The sequence below is a fragment of the Acinetobacter sp. YH12211 genome (assembly GCF_013418015.1).
GTDB lineage: Bacteria > Pseudomonadota > Gammaproteobacteria > Pseudomonadales > Moraxellaceae > Acinetobacter > Acinetobacter towneri.
In genome coordinates this window covers 23745-42797 of sequence record NZ_VPCW01000014.1, presented here as the reverse complement: position 1 = coordinate 42797, position 19053 = coordinate 23745, and the positions used below count along the sequence as shown (strand labels likewise).

Sequence of the window (19053 nt, the reverse complement as noted above, 5' to 3'; positions counted from 1 at the left end):
AATATCAAGGAACTAGATATATTTTTTCCAGTCGGCAATGCAGGCTTGAATTAACGCGCAGGTCTCATCAAATACGGCCTGATCGTGCTGATAGGGGTCAGCCACGTTTTTACTTTGCCAGTGCCCCAATCTAAAGGTTTTGCCTTTGGCAAAGGGCCAGGTTTGTTCCACATGCTTTTGTTGATTTTGGCTCATCACCAAAATCAGGTCGGCTTGTTTAATTAAGTCTGCATTGAGTTTTTTTGCCACGTGTGGACTCATGTCAATGCCGTGACGTTGCATACATAAACGGGCTTTGTCATCGGCTGCATGACCCACCAAGCCTGAAATACCTGCAGATTCAATCTGTAAGTGTGGGTACTGCTGTTTTAAAAAGTATTCTGCCATGGGGCTACGGCAAATATTGCCAATACACACCACCAAAATGTGATTAATTTTCATTAATTCCCCAAGCGTTCAAAACCAGAAATAGCATTAGAGAATGGGACAATTTGATTAATAATACGTTGCCAGCGCACTAAACCTGTCGCATCAACATAAACAATATCATTGCTGCGCATTTTAAATTGATTGGCAAGACCAAAGTCTCCTATGCTGGTCAAGTCAAGATTATAAATTTCGGTCATTTGATTGTTTGGTTGGTAGCGTACTACATAAATTTTGCTGCGGCTTGCCGTAAAAGGATTGACACCTAAACTTTCACCCAAAACATCGCCTAAACTCATACCTCCTGCACGCATAGCTAAAGCGTGGTTTTTTCCAGCCTCACCCATCACGTATACTTTTTGATCTTCTCTGGCATTGACGTAAATGGTATCGTTAGCCTGAATAAGTAGATTATGTAAAGAATATCCAGCCCTTTCTAATTCGATACTGTTAAGGATGTAACTTCTTCCGTCACGAATTAAAGTAATCGAAGCATTGTCACCTTGCTGGGCATTAATACCACCCGCCATACCTAAAGCATTATATATACTGACAGGCTGGTCTGTTAAATAATATACACCACTCTGCCCAATATTCCCTTGAACTGAGTAGCGTTGTCCTTGATAAGAGGAGACTCGAGCAATCACATCTGGGGTTTTTAAATAACGGGATAATTGACCGCGAAGTTCACGGTTAACTTGGCCTAAAGATTTACCAGCAGCTTTATAGCGGCCAATAATCGGAAACTGAATATAGCCGCTTTGGTCAATTTGATAACCATTTTTAGCGTCAGCATTACTTCCCGAAATTTCAGGATATGCCCATAAATAGATAGAGAGAATATCGCCTGAACTTAAGGTGTATTGACGCTGTGGTGTATGAAATAAATGCGCATAGTCTTGTTGAATATTGTGAACTGCAGGCTGCACCGCAAGCATTGAGTCTTGGGTGAGTTTAATCACATTGACCGCTGTGCCCAAGTCGGTGGTATAGACCCCTTCATTTGGTAAGTCATAGGTTTGTAAACCAGAGGTGACAGCGCACCCCGTAGTGGCAATGCCACATGTCAATAAAACAGCCAGTTGAAAGTGTTGCACGCGAGATTCCATTATTAATTTTTTAAAATATTTTAAATCAATTGCTGCCATTTTACCGAACTTGTGAAAGAGGTATATAGCAATTTGTAACCATTTTGCAAATTTGGTAGAATCTTAAAGTAGAAAAGAGAACTCTTAAAAAAATTATGAAGTTATTCTAAATAGAAAAAGTGTATATTCACAAAAATTATACATTACAATCTTTTTCGCGTCATTTGAGCACAAATCTCAATAGAAATTTCATAAATTTCTGCTAGTATTCCTGCCGAAAGGTTCTCTCTTTATAAAATACAGATATAAATTTAAGGCGCTAAAATGCTACAACTCTCTGAGCTAAAAATTGCCGTTATTGGTTTAGGTTATGTCGGTTTACCCTTGGCTGTGGAATTCGGGAAAAAATTGACAGTGGTGGGTTTTGATATTCATCAAAAACGTATACAAGAATTACAAAGTGGGCAAGATCACACCTTAGAAGTGTCACCAGAAGAACTTAAACAAGCGACACATTTAAGTTACTCAGCCAATTTAGATGACTTACGCAGCTGCAATTTTTTTATTGTGACTGTTCCAACACCTATTGATGAATTTAAACAACCTGATTTAACCCCACTTATTAAAGCCTCTACCAGTATAGGGAAAGTGCTTAAAAAAGGCGATGTGGTGGTGTATGAGTCTACCGTTTACCCAGGTGCAACTGAAGAAGCTTGTATTCCAGTTTTGGAACAAGTGTCAGGCTTAAAATTTAATCAGGATTTTTTTGCAGGTTATAGCCCAGAGCGGATTAACCCTGGCGATAAGCTACACCGAGTCACCAATATTTTAAAAATCACTTCAGGCTCTACTCCAGAAGTAGCAGATTTTGTAGATCAGGTTTATAACTTGGTGATTGAAGCAGGTACTCATAAAGCCGCGAGTATAAAAGTGGCTGAAGCCGCTAAGGTCATTGAAAATACCCAGCGTGATGTGAATATTGCTTTAATTAATGAATTGGCAGTGATCTTTAATAAGTTGGGTATAGATACTGAAGCCGTGTTGCAGGCTGCGGGAACCAAGTGGAATTTTTTACCTTTCCGTCCTGGTTTGGTCGGTGGGCATTGTATTGGGGTAGACCCATATTATTTAACCCATAAAGCACAGTCTATTGGTTATCATCCTGAAATTATTTTAGCGGGCCGTCGTTTAAATGATGGTATGGGCGCTTATGTGGTGACTCAGTTAGTTAAAGGGATGATTAAAAAGAAAATTCAGGTAGAAGGTGCTAAAGTTTTAGTCTTGGGCTTAAGTTTTAAAGAAAACTGCCCAGATATTCGTAATACCAAAATTATTGATATTGTGACTGAACTGAAAGAATATCAAATAGATGTAGATGTGTATGACCCTTGGGTAGATGTGCAGGAAGCCGAGCATGAATATGGCATTCGCCCTGTACAGTCTGTGAGTGACAATAGCTATGATGCGATTATTTTAGCGGTGGCACATGAGCAGTTTAAACAGATGGGGGCAGCGCAAATTCGTGCTTTGGGTAAACCTGCGCATGTACTCTATGATTTAAAATATGTGCTAGACGCGAAAGAAGCCGATATTCGACTTTAATTAAAGTGCAAATAAATAAAAAATAAGGAATGACAAGTTCATGAGTCAATATCAAACAGTATGTGAGCAATTACAACACGCACCAAAAACTTGGTTAGTAACAGGCGTGGCTGGTTTTATTGGCTCAAACTTATTAGAAACTTTACTGAGGCTGAATCAGAAGGTTGTGGGTTTAGATAACTTTGCTACAGGTCACCAGCATAATTTGGATGAAGTTCAGGGTTTAGTGACACCTGAACAATGGGCAAACTTTAAGTTTTATGAAGGGGATATCCGTAACCTAGAAGATTGCAAAAAAGCCTGTGCAAATGTGGACTATGTATTGCACCAAGCAGCTTTGGGTTCTGTGCCACGTTCTATTGCAGACCCAATTACGACTAATGCTGCCAATATTACAGGTTTTTTAAATATGTTGGTGGCAGCACGTGATGCTAAAGTATCTAGCTTTACGTATGCTGCCAGTAGTTCTACCTATGGTGATCATCCTGCATTGCCAAAAGTGGAAGAAAATATTGGTAACCCGCTTTCGCCTTATGCAGTCACTAAATATGTAAATGAGTTGTATGCAGATGTGTTTGCACGCACTTATGGTTTTAAAGCCATTGGTTTGCGTTACTTTAATGTGTTTGGTAAACGTCAGGATCCAAACGGTGCCTATGCTGCGGTGATTCCAAAATGGACCGCAGCCATGATTGCAGGTGATGATGTTTTCATTAATGGTGATGGTGAAACTAGTCGTGATTTCTGTTTTATTGAAAATACAGTTCAAGCGAATATTTTGGCAGCAACTAGGCATAATGATGAAGCCAAAAACCAGGTCTATAATGTAGCAGTGGGCGACCGTACTACACTCAATGATTTATTTAATGCCATTAAGGATGCGTTAAATAAAAATGGTGTGACATATAGTAAAGAACCTATCTATCGGGATTTCCGGGCAGGAGATGTAAGACATTCCCAAGCAAGTATAGAAAAGATTAAATTTTTTTTAGGCTATGCTCCCCAATTCATTATTTCACAAGGTATTGAAAATGCAATGCCATGGTATATAAAATTTTTAGGTAATAAATAAATGAAGATTTTAGTCACTGGCGGCGCAGGATTTATTGGTTCAGCCGTCATCCGCCATATTATTCAAAATACCAATAACCAAGTTCTGAATATAGATAAACTGACTTATGCGGGAAATTTAGAGTCGTTAAAAGAAATCGATAAACATTCGAACTATGAGTTTAAACAAATTGATATTTGTGATACAGAGCAAATCACAGCCGCAATAGACGCATTTCGACCCGATGCAATTATGCATTTGGCAGCAGAGTCGCATGTAGACCGCTCAATTGATGGCCCAGCAGCATTTATTCAAACTAATATTGTGGGGACATATACGTTATTAGAAGTTGCTCGAAAGTATTGGATGGGGCTTGACGCTGAAGCGCAACAAAATTTTCGCTTTCATCATATTTCAACTGATGAAGTTTATGGTGACCTAGAAGGCACCACAGATTTGTTTACAGAAACAACTTCATACGCGCCAAGCTCTCCATATTCTGCCTCTAAAGCCAGTTCAGACCATTTAGTCCGTGCTTGGCACAGAACTTATGGTCTACCTGTCATTGTGACCAATTGCTCGAATAATTATGGGCCTTACCATTTTCCAGAAAAGTTAATTCCATTAGTCATCTTAAATGCGTTAGATGCCAAACCTTTACCTGTATATGGCGATGGTCAGCAAATTCGGGATTGGTTATTTGTAGAAGATCATGCGCGTGCTTTATATAAAGTGGTGACCGAAGGTGTAGTGGGTGAAACTTATAATATTGGTGGTCATAATGAAAAGCAGAATATAGAAGTGGTCAAAACCATTTGTAAAATTTTGGATGAGTTAAAACCACAAGCCAACGGTCAAGCGTATGCGTCATTGATTACATTTGTAAAAGACCGCCCTGGGCATGACTTACGCTATGCGATTGATGCCACAAAAATTCAAAATGAACTAGGTTGGATGCCTGCAGAAACTTTTGAAACTGGAATTCGTAAAACGGTAGAGTGGTATTTGAATAATCAGGAGTGGGTTGCGCATATTCAAAATGGGGAATACCAATCTTGGTTAGAAAAACAATACAAGGCTAAGTAATGAAAATTTTATTGCTTGGAAAAAATGGTCAGGTTGGCTGGGAGCTCCAGCGCTCCCTTGCGCCATTAGGTGAGGTGATTTCACTTGATCGAAATGGTTTAAATCAATGGTGTGGTGATTTAAGTAAACCTGAACAAATTTATCAAACTATTATAGATATAGCGCCAAATGTTGTTGTGAATGCAAGTGCTTATACTGCTGTAGATTTGGCTGAAACAGAACAAGATATGGCTAATCTCATTAATTATGTGGCAGTAGGGAAGATAGCTGAGGCTTGTGCTCAAATTAAGGCACTTTTAGTGCATTATTCTACAGATTATGTTTTTGATGGTGAAGGTACATCAATATTTAATGAAGCAGATACACTGAATCCCTTGAATGTATATGGTCAAACTAAGGCGCTAGGTGAGCAGGCTATTCAAAATGCTCAATGTAATTACTTGATATTTCGAACATCATGGGTTTTTGCACAAAAAGGTAAAAACTTTTTAAAAACAATGCTTGCTTTATCTCAGCAGCGTGAAGAACTATCTATTATTGATGATCAAATTGGTGTTCCAACGTCAGCTGAGTTAATTGCGGATGTAAGTGCTCATGCGATTGTGCAGACATTGCGAGATCAAACTAAAATTGGTATTTACCATTTGGTTGCTAGTGGGGAAACATCGTGGTTTGAGTATGCAAACTATATATTTGAGCAAGCAAAAAAATTAGGTGTACCTTTAGCTATTCAACAAGTTAATCCGATTCCAACAGCAGCATATCCGACACCCGCACAACGTCCACTTAATTCACGATTAAATAATCAAAAAACTCAACATGCTTTTCAAATTTATTTGCCAGACTGGAAAGTACATGTAAAAAGAACTGTAACAGAGGTACTTCAGAAATGAGTATAAAGCGTAAAGGTATTATATTGGCAGGTGGCTCAGGTACACGCTTACATCCTATTACTAAAGGTGTATCTAAGCAGCTTTTACCAATTTATGATAAACCCATGATTTATTACCCATTATCAGTATTGATGTTGGCAGGTATTCGTGAGATTTTAATTATTTCGACGCCTGAAGACTTACCAAACTTTGAAAAGTTACTTGGTGATGGTTCGCAGTTTGGTATTGAGTTGAGTTATAAAGAACAGCCTTCACCAGATGGATTAGCCCAGGCTTTTATTATTGGTGAAAAATTTATAGGTAATGATCATGTGTGCTTAATATTGGGTGACAATATTTATTATGGTCAAAATTTTAGTAAGCAATTAAAAGTAGCAAATGCTGTTGATGTTGGTGCAACTGTTTTTGGTTATCATGTGACTGATCCAGAGCGTTTTGGTGTAGTAGAGTTTGATCCAACAGGCAAAGTACTGAGCATTGAAGAAAAGCCAACCAAACCAAAATCACCTTATGCAGTAACTGGTTTATATTTCTATGATAATCGGGTTATTGAGTTTGCTAAACAGGTAAAACCATCCGCACGTGGTGAGCTAGAAATCACAGATATTAATAATGCCTATTTGAAAGATGGCTCACTCAATGTTGAATTACTTGGGCGTGGTTTTGCATGGCTAGATACAGGAACACACGAGTCTTTATTAGAAGCGGGACAATTTGTATATACTGTTGAAAAACGTCAATCATTAAAAGTGGCTTGTTTGGAGGAAATTGGTTTTCAGCAAGGCTGGATTTCAAAAGAACAGTTAGCTGAAAGTGCAGAAGCACTGAAGAAAACAGATTACGGACAATACTTATTTAAATTATTGGATGAAGTAAAGTGAGAGTAGAAAAAACAAAACTCGACGGTTTATTTATACTTCATCCACAAGTTTTTGGAGATGAACGTGGTTGGTTTATGGAAAGCTTTAACCAGCAGCGTTTTGAATCTGTATTTGAAGAATTGAATTTACCAGTTCCAAATTTTGTACAAGATAATCATAGTAAGTCGAGCCGTGGTGTACTGCGTGGTTTGCATTATCAATTACCTCCTAAGGCACAAGGCAAGCTAGTAAGAGTCGTGCAAGGGAAAGTTTGGGATGTTGCTGTTGATATTCGAAAAGGCTCACCTACATTTGGACAGTGGGTTGGTGAAGAATTAAGTGCTGATAATCATAAACAACTTTGGATTCCACCCGGTTTTGCTCATGGTTTCATAACTTTAAGTGATACTGCTGAATTTTTATACAAAACCACAGATTATTATAGTCCTGAACATGAGCGAGCCATTCGTTGGGATGATCCACAACTTGCAATAGCTTGGCCGTTGTACACAACTGATATACAGATCTCTGCCAAAGATCAGCAAGCTTTAGCCTTTTCACAAGCTGAAGTATTTGAGAATGTGGAGTGTTCGATATGAGTTTAATTCAATGGATTCATTTTCCTCCACTTGGGGATGAGCGTGGTTCACTGGTTGCGCTTGAAACAGGAAAAACCGTACCTTTTGACATTAAACGTGTGTATTACATTTTTGCAACTCAAAAAGATGTTGCTCGTGGTTTTCATGCGCATAAAGATCTTAAACAGATTGTAGTGTGTGTTACTGGAAAGTGTCGAATGATTCTAGATGATAGTAAAGTACGTCAAGAAATTTGGTTGGATTCACCTACTAAAGGTTTGTTAATTAGTGATTTAGTTTGGCGTGAGATGCATGATTTTTCACAAGATTGTGTGTTGCTGGTATTAGCCAGTGAGCATTATGATGAGAGTGATTATATTCGTGATTATGAAGATTTTATAAAAATAGCAAGAGATGCCTCAAAATGAGTTTTATTCACCCACTTGCAAGTGTTGCTGAGTTTGAATTGGGACAAGACACCAAAGTTTGGCAATTTGTAGTAATCTTAAAGGGTGCCAAAATAGGGAAAAACTGTAATATTTGTGCCCATACTTTAATCGAGGGTGATGTCATTATTGGGGATAATGTCACAATTAAATCAGGTGTTTACGTATGGGATGGAACACGTATAGAAAATAACGTATTTCTTGGTCCGAATGCGACTCTAACCAATGATGTAATGCCACGCTCTAAACAATATCCAGACTCTTTTAAGGGAATTACTTTAAAAGAGGGTTGTAGTATTGGAGCAAATGCTACCCTTTTGCCTGGAATTACGATTGGTAAAAATGCCATGGTTGGGGCTGGTGCGGTAGTGACTAAAGATGTTCCAGATTATGCTGTGGTGGTGGGTAATCCTGCAAAAATTATAAGGTATATTAAATGATCCCTTTTCTTGATCTAAAATCTATAAATGCTCAATACCGCGCTGAACTGATTGAAGCTTGTACCCGTGTAATTGATTCGGGTTGGTATATTGGTGGTAATGAATTATTCCAATTTGAAGAAAACTTTGCAGCTTACTGTGGTACTCAGTACTGTGTTGGGGTTGCGAACGGCTTAGATGCATTAATTTTGACATTACGCGCATGGAAAGAGCTGGGTAAGCTTCATGATGGTGATGAAGTGATTGTTCCTTCAAATACCTATATTGCCAGTATTCTCGCTATCACAGCCAATAACTTAACACCTGTATTAGTAGAGCCTGATTTAAATACTTATAATATTGACCCTGCTAAAATTCAACAGGCTATTACTGCTAAAACCCGTGTTATTCTGCCTGTGCATTTATATGGTCAATTGGCAGAAATGCCTGAAATTATGCAAATTGCTAAACAACACAATTTATTGGTTTTAGAAGACTCCGCACAAAGTCACGGGGCACAAATACAAGGTAAAAAAGCAGGAAACTGGGGCGATGCTTCAGGTTTTAGTTTTTATCCTGGAAAAAATTTAGGTGCATTGGGTGATGCAGGTGCAGTTACAACGAATGATGCAGAATTAGCGACCATGTTAAAAGCATTACGTAACTATGGCTCGCATGAAAAGTATAAAAATTTAGTACCAGGCGTAAATAGCCGTTTAGATGAAATTCAAGCGGCGATGTTAGATGTTAAGCTCAAATACTTGGATCAAGAAACTCAGCATAGACGTCATATTGCGAGTTTATATTTGAATGGTATCAAAAATCCTTTAATTCAACTCCCATTGAATGGAATTAATGCTGAATCCTATGAGCAGCATGTTTGGCATTTATTTGTAATTCGTACCAATCAGCGTGAAGCACTACAAAAACATTTAAACAAGCAGGGTATACAAACGCTCATTCATTACCCGATACCACCGCATAAGCAGCAAGCATATAAGGAATGGAATAGTCGAAGCTACCCATTAACTGAAGTCATGCACCAAGAGGTGCTAAGTTTACCACTTAGCCCTGTAATGCGTGATGAAGAGGTGAAGTTGGTGATAGCGGCTATTAATTCATTTGAGGGTTAAGTATGCTAAATTTATTAAAAAAGCTATTGCCTACAATGCTTAAAGAGTGGCTACGTCCATTTAAGATAAAATTTGTAGATAACCCACAAAAAAGAAAGCTTTTCTTGCATATGCAAGAAAAGCATCAAGAGCTTTTACAAAAAATACAAGGCAAAGAAAAAATAAAAGTAGTTTTTTTGGCTATTCATAAGAGCGTTTGGAAAGTTGATCCTGTATTTCAGAAAATGCTGAACGATCCATTTTTTGAACCAGTAATCCTTGTATGTCCCTATACAGTTTATGGGGAAGAGCACATGTGGCAGGATATGCAAGAATGTTATGAATATTTTAAAGAAAAAGGTTATCCACTACTTTCTTCTTATCATGCAGAGGAACAGCGTTGGATAACCCTTAAAGAAATACAGCCTGATATTGTGTTCTTCACCAATCCGCATAATTTAACGCGCAAAGAATATTATGAAGATGCATATTTAAATTATTTGAGCTGTTATGTGCCTTATCATCATGAAGTAGTTAATAACCATGAACAGTTTAATCAGTTTTTTCATGCTGCGCAGTGGATAATCTTCGCTTCGAACCACCAAGTTTTAGAGCTTTATCAGACATTATCTAGCTCTAAAGGTAAAAACGTTATTGTGAGTGGTTATCCTTCCATGGAAAGTCTTTTAAATAAACTTAACTCCTCACTTGAATGTATAGAAAGCTGGAAAACTAATGACGGTAGATTAAAAATTATTTGGGCGCCGCATCATAGTGTTGAACAAACCAAAGAAACACCTTACTCAACCTTTCTACATTATGCTTTCTTTTTCCAGTCGCTTTCCAAAAAGTATAAAGACGAAATAGTTTGGAGTTTCAAACCACATCCTTTGCTTAAACCAAAGTTATATTTACACCCAGATTGGGGTGTTGATATAACGGATGAATACTATAAATACTGGGAAAGTCAGAGCTTCACCCAGCTAGATGAAGGTGAATATGCGGATTTATTTTGCTCTTCTGACGCGATGATTCACGATAGCGGATCGTTTTTAGCTGAATATTTATATGTAGGCAAACCTGTGCTTTATTGTCTTTCAGCTGAAAACACTGGTAGTTTCTATTCTAAATTTGGAATTAATGCATTGAAATCCTGTTTTTTGTCTCATAATCAAGATGATATAGAAGACTTTGTTAAACGCTTGATAAATAAAATAGACATAAAGCCTGAACATAAAGAGTTTTTAGATGGACATGTGTCTAGATACTATTCAAAAACAACACCGTCCGAGCTTATAATCGATGACCTCACCAAAGCTATTAAGCTTACATCAAGTGAAGAAAATAAGGGAAAACTGTGATGAAAAAGGTTATTACTTACGGAACATACGATCTTTTCCATGATGGTCATTATCGTTTGCTTGAGCGTGCAAAAAAGCTAGGTGATTACTTAATTGTTGGTGTGACTACTGAAAACTACGATGAGGCGCGTGGTAAGCTAAACGTTCAACAAAGCCTCATGGAGCGTATAGAAAATGTACGATCTTCTGGTTTAGCAGATGAGATCATCATTGAAGAATACGAAGGCCAGAAGGTTAATGACATTCAAAAGTATAATGTTGATATTTTTGCTATTGGATCTGACTGGCTAGGTAAATTTGATTATTTAAACGAGTATTGTGAGGTTACCTACCTAGAGAGAACAAAAGGTGTTTCCAGTACCGAGCTAAGAAATGATAAATATGGTGTGCTTACTTTAGGTGTGGTTGGAACAGGACGTATTGCCCATCGGTTTGTAAAAGAAGCTCGCTTTGTTAGTGGGGTTAACATAGAAGGTGCATTTGGAAGAACCGAAAGCAAGTTACGTACTTTTGTCGAAGATCATGAGCTAAATTTTTACGAAACAAACTATGATACTTTTTTAGAGAAAGTAGATACTGTTTATATCGCAACGCCTCATAACACTCATTATGAGTATGCAAAACGTGCTTTAGAGGCTGGCCGGCATGTTCTGTGTGAGAAGCCAGCAACCTTAAAGCACGCCCAGCTTGAAGAGTTATTTCTGCTAGCCTCAGAAAAAAAGTTAGTATTTGCTGAAGCCGTTAAGACGGCCTATGCTCCAGGGTTTATCAGAATGGTAGCCGTGGCTAAAAGCGGTTTGATAGGGGAAATAGTAAGCATAGATGCTAGCTTTACTAAGCTGTATGAAGATGAAAGCGCTCGCGAGTTCTCTAAAGATGATGCTGGCGGTAGCTTTACAGAATTAGCAACATATCCGCTGCTTGCGATCACAAAACTGCTCGGAACAAAGGTAATTAACACTCAAGCATATTCTTATTGGTCAAATGAAAAGGATGTGGATTTATTTACAAAAATGAATCTTCAATATAAGAGTGCTATTGCCACTCTCAAAGTGGGTATTGGTGCAAAAACAGAAGGAAATCTTATTATCTCGGGAACAAAAGGCTATGTATATGTGCCTGCACCATGGTGGCTAACCGAGTATTTTGAAGTTCGTTTTGAGAATCAATCAAATAATAAAAAGTACTATTGTAAATTTGATGGAGATGGCTTGCGTTATGAGCTAGCAGAGTTTGTTTCTATGATAAATAACAAGAGAGGATCACATAAGTTACTACCTAATGAGTCACTACATTTTGCCAAAATAGTAGAGGGATTTTTAGATGGTCACAATGTGATTAAACTAGAAAAAAACCATTCTTTTAAATAGATTAATAACTTATGTCCCTGAAACAAAAAGCGATTAGGGGTTTTGCTTGGAGCCTTGCTGATAAGATGATTAATCAGCTTGGCTATTTAGCTGTAACTATATATCTAGCACGGTTGATTGGTCCAGAGAGTTTTGGACTTATTGGTATGCTTACGATTTTTATGCTGTTAGCAGAAAGCGTAATTAGCAATGGATTTTCCGCTGCTCTTGTGCAACGTAGCAAGCAGGTGACACCAGAAGACGAAAGCACAGTATTTTATATAAACATGGCATGGGGCGTGGCCATGTATATTTTACTTTATTTTAGTGCCCCATTCATAGCAGATTTTTATAAGGCACCTCAACTAATCGATATATCACGGCTCCTCTTTGTGGTGATCATTATCAATTCTTTAGTTGTAGTGGTACGTGCGAAATTAACAATAAATATAGATTTTAAGAGTCAAACTATTGCTAGTACGATAGCAACTCTGTTTTCAGGAGTAGTGGGTATTTACTTAGCAAAGCTAGGCTATGACTACTGGGCATTTGTATGGATGTTGATTGTTAAATCAGCATTGAATGCGTTGTTAATTTGGTTGCTTTGCCGTTGGTTGCCGCAGTTCATATTTAGTGTTGAGTCATTCAGGCGCTTATTTAAGTTTGGTTCAAATTTAATGATAGCAGGGTTTGTTGCGACCTTTGTAAATAATCTTTATATTGCACTTATAGGGCGTTATTTTAATGCTACGCAAGTGGGTTATTTCACCCAGGCAAATAATCTAAGTAATAACCTATACTTGATGCTTTCCTCTACTTTGCAAGGGGTTACTTATCCTATATTAACTTCTGTAAAAGAAGATAGAGAGCGGCTAGTTGGTATATACAAACAGTTGATATCTATTACCATGTTGATATCTCTTCCTTTATTAATAGGTTTAGCAGCGGTATCTCATGAGGTTGTTTTACTGTTTTTGGGTGAGGAATGGCTTCCAGTAGCTCCTGTACTAAGTATACTTTGTTTTGCACGTGCAATTACGCCTATTAGTGCGATTAATATGAATATATTGAATGCGATAGGTCGGTCAGATTTATTTTTAAAGGTAGATTTATCTAAACTTCCTATGACTATTGCCGCCCTATTGATATCTGTCCCCTATGGCATAGTGGCTGTAGCTTGGGCTATGGTGGTAACCACTGTTATAGCATTTTTTATAAATGCCTACTTTCCTGGCAAACTATTTAGTTTCGGTGGTTGGTCACAAATTAAGGTTGCGGCTAAATATATTATCGCTGCCGCAATTATGTATGTTGCAGTAAGCCAGTTAGAATTGGAGATTGTGTTATGGTTAAGATTAATTGTCAAAATTTCGCTAGGAATACTTCTTTATCCTTTACTACTTGTTATAATGCGCGACCAGTTTGTAATTAGATATATAAATTTACTTATTGGTAAAGTAAGAGTTTAACGGTTAAATAATATCTTTATGACAATCTCTCCATTAGTATCCGTAGTTATTCCTTGTTATAACCATGAAAACTTTGTACAAGATAGTATTCAAAGTGTAATCGATCACAAATGATGAAACATATTCCAGATTCCAAATTTATTTTACCTCATTTTTAGAATATTTAAGATATGAAAAACTCTTCTGAATTGAATGATGAACGTCCTTTAGTGACTTTTGCTTTATTTGCTTATAATCAGGAACAATACATTCGTGAGGCAATTGAAGGTGCATTTTCGCAAACTTACGAGCCGCTTGAAATTATTTTGTCTGATGATAAATCAAGTGATCGCACCTTTGAAATTATGCAAGAGATGGTTGCAGCATATAAAGGTCCACATAGAGTGATTGCACGGCAATCATCAGAAAATCGTGGATTACTCAATCATATATTGGATGTCGCTCATGAAAGTCATGGTGAATATATAGTAGTTGCAGCAGGTGATGATATTTCATTACCTGAACGTACAAGTATTGTTATTCCATATTTTAAAGATAGAGAAGTATTAGCCCTATCAAGTGATGAAGTTGTGATTGATGAAAAGGGGAAAGTTAGAAATTGGGATGAAGCAAGATTTGCTCAACGCGATATTTGGCATAAAAGTGATAACTCATGGTTACACGGCGCAACAGCAGTATATCGTACTAATTTTTTAAAAATGATACCAAGCTCCAGCAATAAAATAAACTTTGAAGATACAGTTTTTTCTACTTTAATTAGGGCAGCAGGGGGAGAGTCTTTGAGACTAAAACACTCTTTAATAAAATATCGGCATCATTCTAATAATTTATCAGCAAGAAGAATTGATAGAACAAATATAAAAGTAATGGAAGAGAATTTTATAAATCGTTGGAAATCTTATTTAAAGGTTGAGGTTTTTTGTAATCAAGTAATTAATGAAAATTCTTTATTTTTTTATAATGATAAAAATCATTTAGTGAGAAATCAAAAAATTGAATACTATAGTTTAATATCTAATTGGCAGAGTTTGACACTTTATTCTAAATTGAAGTTGTTTATTATTGCTATCAGGTTAGGACATATTAAAGTAATTTTACCTAGAGTTTTCGGCAAGAAAATTTTTTTTCTATTAAAGCGTATTAGATTGCAGGCCCATAAATAATGAATAAAAAGCCTTTAGTCGTTAATGTACTGACCTCTCTTGATTTTGGTGGGGTAGAGTCACAGATACAATTAATTGCCAGAAACGTCAATCTATCAAAGTTTAATCATGCTTTTTGTGCGATTGGTTCTGGCGGTTCAGCTCAAATAAACTTAAAAAATTTGGGTATGCAGGCTGATACTTTAGGTTGTAACGTTAAAATTCCGTCTATAAGTGCAGTATTTGCATTGTGGCGTTATTTCAAAAAGCACAAACCTCAAGTCGTACATCTTCGTGGAGCAGAAGCTAACTTTCATGGTGCTATTGCTGCCCGTTTGGCAGGTGTGCCTGTTGTAATTGCTGAAGAAATTGGAATTCCAAATCATTCAGCTAAGGCGAGACGCATTTTTGCCTGGGCTTATCATTATTGTGATTGTATTGTTGCTGTAGCAAAAGCAGTAAAGGATTCTATAATCGAATTAGGGGAAGCAACTGATGATGAAATTAAAGTGCTTTATAACCCGTTTTCACCCAAAACTTTTCATCTGATTACACCACGTATTGAAAGGCTAAAGTTAGCTTATGTTGGGCGTTTAGAGCCGGTTAAAAACCCAATCGCTGCTATAGATGCTGTTAATTTACTAGAACAACAAGGGATTGAAGCAGAGTTATATATGGTGGGCGATGGGAGCCTTCGCACTTTATTGAATCAACATATTAAGGAATTAAATTTAACAGATAAAGTCAAGCTGTATGGATTTCAAGAATCTCCTTTTGATTTAATTAAAGATTGTAATTTTTATTTATTGCCCTCTTTATCTGAAGGTCTGAGCTTAGCAGTTTGTGAAGCCATGTCAGCGGGTTTACCAGTAATAGCAAGCAAAGTTGGTGGCACTGCTGAAATTATCACTCATGGTAAAACTGGTTGGTTAATTCAAGAACCTACAGCAAAGGCATTAGCAGAGATGATCCAGTTTGCAAATAGATACAATGATGATGAATTACAGTCTATCGCTATTAAAGGAAGAGATGAGGTCTTGCAGAGGTTCGGAATTGAAAATTATTTGAATCAACTAGATGAACTATATGATGGGCTATTGAAAGCTAAATGTAGATAACAAATGCGCGTTAAACATAAATACAAAACTGCTAGTCATGACTATCAAAGTAGACGTATTCGCGTATTACATACCTTAGGTTGGGTATCTTCAGGTGGAGTGGAACAGCTCCGTTTAGTTTTAGCAAGATGTTTACCCAAAGATAAATATGAGCATGTAATTATTACCCAAGAGACAGCAGGTGGATTACCTAATTTATTAAGGGCTGAGGGATGGAAAATACATGTTTGTGATTGGTAGTGTAGGGCGTGTTTTAGATGAACATAAACGTTTTAGCGACTTAATACGTGCGCTTAAAATATTACATGATCAGGGTTTTGTACAGGCAAAGCTTCTTATTATTGGTGGCGGTCCTGATGAACAAGTATTAGCAAATCTAGCAGCTGAATTTGGTTTAACTAAAAGTGTGATTTTTGCTGGTTATCAGGCAGAAGCACGGCACTATTATCCATTGATGGATGTATTTGCATTAGCTTCAATACGCGAGGCTTTTGGATTGGTGTTAGTTGAAGCAATGTTAGCACAAGTTCCTGTTATAGCTACAAGTGTGGGTGGCATGCCATATGTGTTGGATCAAGGGAAAGCGGGTATTTTAGTTCCCCCTAATTCACCCCAGGATTTTGCAAAAGCTATTTTTAGTTTGTATCGAAACCCATTACAATGTCAAAAAATTGCTGAAGCTGGTCGTATGCGCGCTGAGTTAGAGTTTTCTGCAGAACGCTATTGTAATGAAATTGATGCTTTATATGAGTCTTTAGCTAAGTTATGAAAAAATCTATTAAAAATATTTTATTTATTACATGGGATGGGCCCGAAACCCAATACCTTGAGCGATTGTTTTTACCTATCTTTGCAGGCTTGGAAACAAAAGGATATAAATTTCATGTATTACAATTTGGTTGGGGAACGCCAGAAAAGTTCAAACAACGTGCACAAGCCTGTGCACAACTGAATATACCGTATAAGTCTGTAAAAGTTTTTCGTGTTTTTAAAGCTATTGGTTCTTTTTTGACAGCTTGCTTAGGTCAACATACTATACAAAAAGCAGTAGCTAAGTGGAATATTGATACATTAATGCCACGTAGTTTAATGCCTGCATTAGCAGTTTTAAGTATGCCTAAAGTTGCTCGTAAAAAATTGAATATTGTTTTTGATGCAGATGGTTTGGCAGCTGATGAAAGAGTTGATTTTGCAGGCATTTCACCAACCGCTAAGATCTATCGCTTGCTGCGTGATATTGAAATGCAAATGTTATGTCAAGCTAATGGAGTGATTACCCGCACAGAAGCAGCAAGAAAAATTTTAATAGCCCGTGCAGGAGCAAGCTTGCCTCCAGAACGATGTTATCGAGTATCAAATGGTGTGGATGTTACACCTTTTGTTAAAGCTTTTGAGCTATCTATTCCAGATCAAAAAACTGATTTTGTATTATGTTATTGTGGTTCTATTGGTCCCCAATATCGGCTCCCAGAAATGCTGGATATAGCTGTTAAACTTAAACAAGTCATACCTCAATTACGATTTAAATTATTTTCTTCAGCATTGCTAGAAATTCAAAAGCAATTAGAAGAAAAAGGTTTAACTGGGCAAGACTGGATTGAATATCAAACTTTGCCAGCTATAGAAGTGCCAACAGCGCTAGCAAGTTGCGATTTAGCATTAGCTTTAAGAGAACCAAAGTTTTCTACACAGGGTGTATTACCTATCAAGCTGGGAGAATATCTATTGGCAGGATTGCCAATATTAGGTACCCCTAATGTAGGCAATGCACCCGAATTGACAGAGGCAGGTGTCTTTCATTCAGCTGAGTTAGATGAATTAGAAAAGAGTATTGATTGGGTAATCAACAATTATTTACCTCAACAAAAAGAGTGGAAAAAACGTAGTCATGAAGCTGGTTTGCACTATTTTTCATTAGAAGAGACTATTAAGCAATATGCAGCAGCATTAAGTGCATTTCAGGAAAAAGACCAGTGAAAAAGAAAATAAAAGTATTAGCATTAACGCGTTATAGTACTTTAGGTGCCTCTAGTCGTATGCGTTTTTTGCAATACCTGCCAGCACTTGCGGCAGAAGGATGTGAGATAGAAGTACAGTCTTTATTTGATGATGAGGCTTTATTATCAAAATATCAACAAGGTAAGTATGGGCTTATAACTGTATTGAACTCCTTTATTGAAAGAATCGCTATCATGCGTAAGCGTAATTTATATGACTTGTTATGGATTGAAAAAGAAGCTCTACCTTGGATGCCGGTATGGCTAGAGAAATCTATGTTACAAGGCATACCTTATATTTTAGATTATGATGATGCATGGTTCCATAATTATGATTTGCATCGTTTAAAAATCATACGCCAGTTGTTTGGGCATCGACTTGATGAACTTATGTCGAATGCAACTCTTGTAATTGGTGGTAATCAATATCTAGCACAACGCGCTCGACTTGCTGGAGCACCATGGGTTGAGATACTACCAACAGTAATTGATCTAGAACGTTATTTTAAACCTCAAATAAAATCTAAAACAGATAAAATACCAGTAGTCGTTTGGATAGGATCTCCAAGCACTGTTCGTTATTTACAAATTTTGGAAAAACCTCTGCAACAGTTAGCTCAACGCATACCTTTTCAGCTTCGAGTTATTGGAGGTGAAATAGATATATCTGGAGTTAATGTGCAGTGTCTTCCTTGGTCAGAAAATACTGAGGTAGAAAATATTGCAAATGCTGATGTGGGCGTAATGCCTTTACTAGATTCCCCATGGGAGAGAGGTAAGTGTGGTTATAAGCTAATTCAGTATATGGCTTGTGGTTTACCTGTGGTGGCTAGTCCAATTGGCGTAAACACTGAAATTGTGAGGTCAGGTGAAAACGGTTACTTGGCAAATAATGTAAATGAGTGGATTGGCGTATTAGAACATTTATTAATAGATGCTAATTTACGTAACCAGATGGGGCAGAGTGGGAGACAGCGTGTTGAACAAGAATATTGTTTACAGGTGGCAGCACCAAATTTAGCAATGTGGTTAAAAAAAGCAGCAGTAGGATCTTAA

Annotated in this window: 20 protein-coding genes and 1 pseudogene; 19 read left to right on the top strand and 2 right to left on the bottom strand. The window is 37.2% G+C overall.

Going from position 1 to position 19053, the window contains the following annotated elements:
• Nucleotides 1-12: 12 nt before the first annotated feature.
• A complete protein-coding gene (locus FTU98_RS08665) occupies nucleotides 13-441 on the bottom strand; it encodes a low molecular weight protein-tyrosine-phosphatase (RefSeq protein WP_180051083.1) in 429 nt (142 codons plus the stop codon).
• Complete coding sequence (locus tag FTU98_RS08660; RefSeq protein WP_373885890.1) at nucleotides 441-1523, bottom strand: polysaccharide biosynthesis/export family protein; 1083 nt, start codon at nucleotides 1521-1523, stop codon at nucleotides 441-443. The genes FTU98_RS08665 and FTU98_RS08660 overlap by 1 nt, the downstream gene beginning before the upstream one ends.
• Nucleotides 1524-1838: 315 nt before the next feature.
• On the opposite strand from FTU98_RS08660, the gene tviB reads away from it, so the two are divergent.
• The 19 genes and pseudogenes from tviB to FTU98_RS13965 all read left to right on the top strand — a co-directional run bounded on the left by tviB (nucleotide 1839) and on the right by FTU98_RS13965 (nucleotide 19053).
• On the top strand, nucleotides 1839-3116 hold the full coding sequence (gene tviB / locus FTU98_RS08655) for a Vi polysaccharide biosynthesis UDP-N-acetylglucosamine C-6 dehydrogenase TviB (RefSeq protein WP_180051080.1): 1278 nt from the start codon (nucleotides 1839-1841) through the stop codon (nucleotides 3114-3116).
• A gap of 40 nt (nucleotides 3117-3156) precedes the next feature.
• Nucleotides 3157-4188 carry an NAD-dependent epimerase/dehydratase family protein gene (locus tag FTU98_RS08650; protein WP_180051077.1) on the top strand — a complete coding sequence of 344 codons (1032 nt, stop codon included), beginning with the start codon at nucleotides 3157-3159 and terminating at the stop codon, nucleotides 4186-4188.
• Nucleotides 4189-5253, top strand: coding sequence for a dTDP-glucose 4,6-dehydratase (rfbB, locus tag FTU98_RS08645; RefSeq protein WP_180051074.1), 1065 nt, complete (start codon nucleotides 4189-4191; stop codon nucleotides 5251-5253).
• Complete coding sequence (rfbD, locus tag FTU98_RS08640; protein ID WP_180051071.1) at nucleotides 5253-6146, top strand: dTDP-4-dehydrorhamnose reductase; 894 nt, start codon at nucleotides 5253-5255, stop codon at nucleotides 6144-6146. The genes rfbB and rfbD overlap by 1 nt, the downstream gene beginning before the upstream one ends.
• Nucleotides 6143-7027, top strand: coding sequence for a glucose-1-phosphate thymidylyltransferase RfbA (gene rfbA / locus FTU98_RS08635; RefSeq protein WP_180051068.1), 885 nt, complete (start codon nucleotides 6143-6145; stop codon nucleotides 7025-7027). The genes rfbD and rfbA overlap by 4 nt, the downstream gene beginning before the upstream one ends.
• Nucleotides 7024-7605: a dTDP-4-dehydrorhamnose 3,5-epimerase gene (rfbC, locus tag FTU98_RS08630; RefSeq protein WP_180051065.1), complete on the top strand. Its 582-nt coding sequence runs from the start codon at nucleotides 7024-7026 to the stop codon at nucleotides 7603-7605. The genes rfbA and rfbC overlap by 4 nt, the downstream gene beginning before the upstream one ends.
• A complete protein-coding gene (locus FTU98_RS14060) occupies nucleotides 7602-8012 on the top strand; it encodes an FdtA/QdtA family cupin domain-containing protein (RefSeq protein ID WP_168390856.1) in 411 nt (136 codons plus the stop codon). Before rfbC ends, FTU98_RS14060 begins: the two co-directional genes overlap by 4 nt.
• Nucleotides 8009-8470 (top strand): acyltransferase, encoded by a 462-nt coding sequence (locus FTU98_RS14055; RefSeq protein ID WP_168390855.1) that lies wholly within the window; start codon nucleotides 8009-8011, stop codon nucleotides 8468-8470. Before FTU98_RS14060 ends, FTU98_RS14055 begins: the two co-directional genes overlap by 4 nt.
• A complete protein-coding gene (locus FTU98_RS08615) occupies nucleotides 8467-9582 on the top strand; it encodes a DegT/DnrJ/EryC1/StrS aminotransferase family protein (RefSeq protein WP_180009154.1) in 1116 nt (371 codons plus the stop codon). The genes FTU98_RS14055 and FTU98_RS08615 overlap by 4 nt, the downstream gene beginning before the upstream one ends.
• 2 nt (nucleotides 9583-9584) lie before the next feature.
• Nucleotides 9585-10922: a CDP-glycerol glycerophosphotransferase family protein gene (locus tag FTU98_RS08610; RefSeq protein ID WP_180009152.1), complete on the top strand. Its 1338-nt coding sequence runs from the start codon at nucleotides 9585-9587 to the stop codon at nucleotides 10920-10922.
• Entirely contained in the window at nucleotides 10922-12292 is a 1371-nt protein-coding gene (locus FTU98_RS08605) for a Gfo/Idh/MocA family oxidoreductase (RefSeq protein WP_180051062.1), read from the top strand. The genes FTU98_RS08610 and FTU98_RS08605 overlap by 1 nt, the downstream gene beginning before the upstream one ends.
• A gap of 11 nt (nucleotides 12293-12303) precedes the next feature.
• The gene (locus tag FTU98_RS08600; protein WP_180051059.1) at nucleotides 12304-13740 is read left to right on the top strand and encodes a lipopolysaccharide biosynthesis protein; all 1437 of its coding nucleotides are present in this window, start codon (nucleotides 12304-12306) and stop codon (nucleotides 13738-13740) included.
• A gap of 18 nt (nucleotides 13741-13758) precedes the next feature.
• Nucleotides 13759-13845, top strand: a pseudogene (locus FTU98_RS13970) (glycosyltransferase family 2 protein); the annotation flags it as partial.
• Between the two features lie 65 nt (nucleotides 13846-13910).
• Nucleotides 13911-14903 carry a glycosyltransferase gene (locus FTU98_RS08595; protein WP_180051056.1) on the top strand — a complete coding sequence of 331 codons (993 nt, stop codon included), beginning with the start codon at nucleotides 13911-13913 and terminating at the stop codon, nucleotides 14901-14903.
• Nucleotides 14903-16000, top strand: coding sequence for a glycosyltransferase (locus FTU98_RS08590; RefSeq protein ID WP_180051053.1), 1098 nt, complete (start codon nucleotides 14903-14905; stop codon nucleotides 15998-16000). Before FTU98_RS08595 ends, FTU98_RS08590 begins: the two co-directional genes overlap by 1 nt.
• Before the next feature lie 3 nt (nucleotides 16001-16003).
• Complete coding sequence (locus tag FTU98_RS08585; protein WP_180051050.1) at nucleotides 16004-16240, top strand: hypothetical protein; 237 nt, start codon at nucleotides 16004-16006, stop codon at nucleotides 16238-16240.
• Nucleotides 16224-16769, top strand: a complete 546-nt coding sequence (locus FTU98_RS08580; protein ID WP_180051047.1) for a glycosyltransferase — start codon at nucleotides 16224-16226, stop codon at nucleotides 16767-16769. Before FTU98_RS08585 ends, FTU98_RS08580 begins: the two co-directional genes overlap by 17 nt.
• Nucleotides 16766-17977: a glycosyltransferase family 4 protein gene (locus FTU98_RS08575; protein WP_180051044.1), complete on the top strand. Its 1212-nt coding sequence runs from the start codon at nucleotides 16766-16768 to the stop codon at nucleotides 17975-17977. The genes FTU98_RS08580 and FTU98_RS08575 overlap by 4 nt, the downstream gene beginning before the upstream one ends.
• Complete coding sequence (locus tag FTU98_RS13965; RefSeq protein ID WP_218948275.1) at nucleotides 17974-19053, top strand: glycosyltransferase family 4 protein; 1080 nt, start codon at nucleotides 17974-17976, stop codon at nucleotides 19051-19053. Before FTU98_RS08575 ends, FTU98_RS13965 begins: the two co-directional genes overlap by 4 nt.

Coding starts and splice junctions, on each gene's coding strand:
- FTU98_RS08665 (WP_180051083.1), bottom strand. CDS start 441: ATGAAAATTAATCACATTTTGGTGGTGTGTATTGGCAATATTTGCCGT.
- tviB (WP_180051080.1), top strand. CDS start 1,839: ATGCTACAACTCTCTGAGCTAAAAATTGCCGTTATTGGTTTAGGTTAT.
- FTU98_RS08650 (WP_180051077.1), top strand. CDS start 3,157: ATGAGTCAATATCAAACAGTATGTGAGCAATTACAACACGCACCAAAA.
- rfbB (WP_180051074.1), top strand. CDS start 4,189: ATGAAGATTTTAGTCACTGGCGGCGCAGGATTTATTGGTTCAGCCGTC.
- rfbD (WP_180051071.1), top strand. CDS start 5,253: ATGAAAATTTTATTGCTTGGAAAAAATGGTCAGGTTGGCTGGGAGCTC.
- rfbA (WP_180051068.1), top strand. CDS start 6,143: ATGAGTATAAAGCGTAAAGGTATTATATTGGCAGGTGGCTCAGGTACA.
- FTU98_RS14060 (WP_168390856.1), top strand. CDS start 7,602: ATGAGTTTAATTCAATGGATTCATTTTCCTCCACTTGGGGATGAGCGT.
- FTU98_RS14055 (WP_168390855.1), top strand. CDS start 8,009: ATGAGTTTTATTCACCCACTTGCAAGTGTTGCTGAGTTTGAATTGGGA.
- FTU98_RS08615 (WP_180009154.1), top strand. CDS start 8,467: ATGATCCCTTTTCTTGATCTAAAATCTATAAATGCTCAATACCGCGCT.
- FTU98_RS08610 (WP_180009152.1), top strand. CDS start 9,585: ATGCTAAATTTATTAAAAAAGCTATTGCCTACAATGCTTAAAGAGTGG.
- FTU98_RS08605 (WP_180051062.1), top strand. CDS start 10,922: ATGAAAAAGGTTATTACTTACGGAACATACGATCTTTTCCATGATGGT.
- FTU98_RS08600 (WP_180051059.1), top strand. CDS start 12,304: ATGTCCCTGAAACAAAAAGCGATTAGGGGTTTTGCTTGGAGCCTTGCT.
- FTU98_RS08595 (WP_180051056.1), top strand. CDS start 13,911: ATGAAAAACTCTTCTGAATTGAATGATGAACGTCCTTTAGTGACTTTT.
- FTU98_RS08590 (WP_180051053.1), top strand. CDS start 14,903: ATGAATAAAAAGCCTTTAGTCGTTAATGTACTGACCTCTCTTGATTTT.
- FTU98_RS08585 (WP_180051050.1), top strand. CDS start 16,004: ATGCGCGTTAAACATAAATACAAAACTGCTAGTCATGACTATCAAAGT.
- FTU98_RS08580 (WP_180051047.1), top strand. CDS start 16,224: ATGTTTGTGATTGGTAGTGTAGGGCGTGTTTTAGATGAACATAAACGT.
- FTU98_RS08575 (WP_180051044.1), top strand. CDS start 16,766: ATGAAAAAATCTATTAAAAATATTTTATTTATTACATGGGATGGGCCC.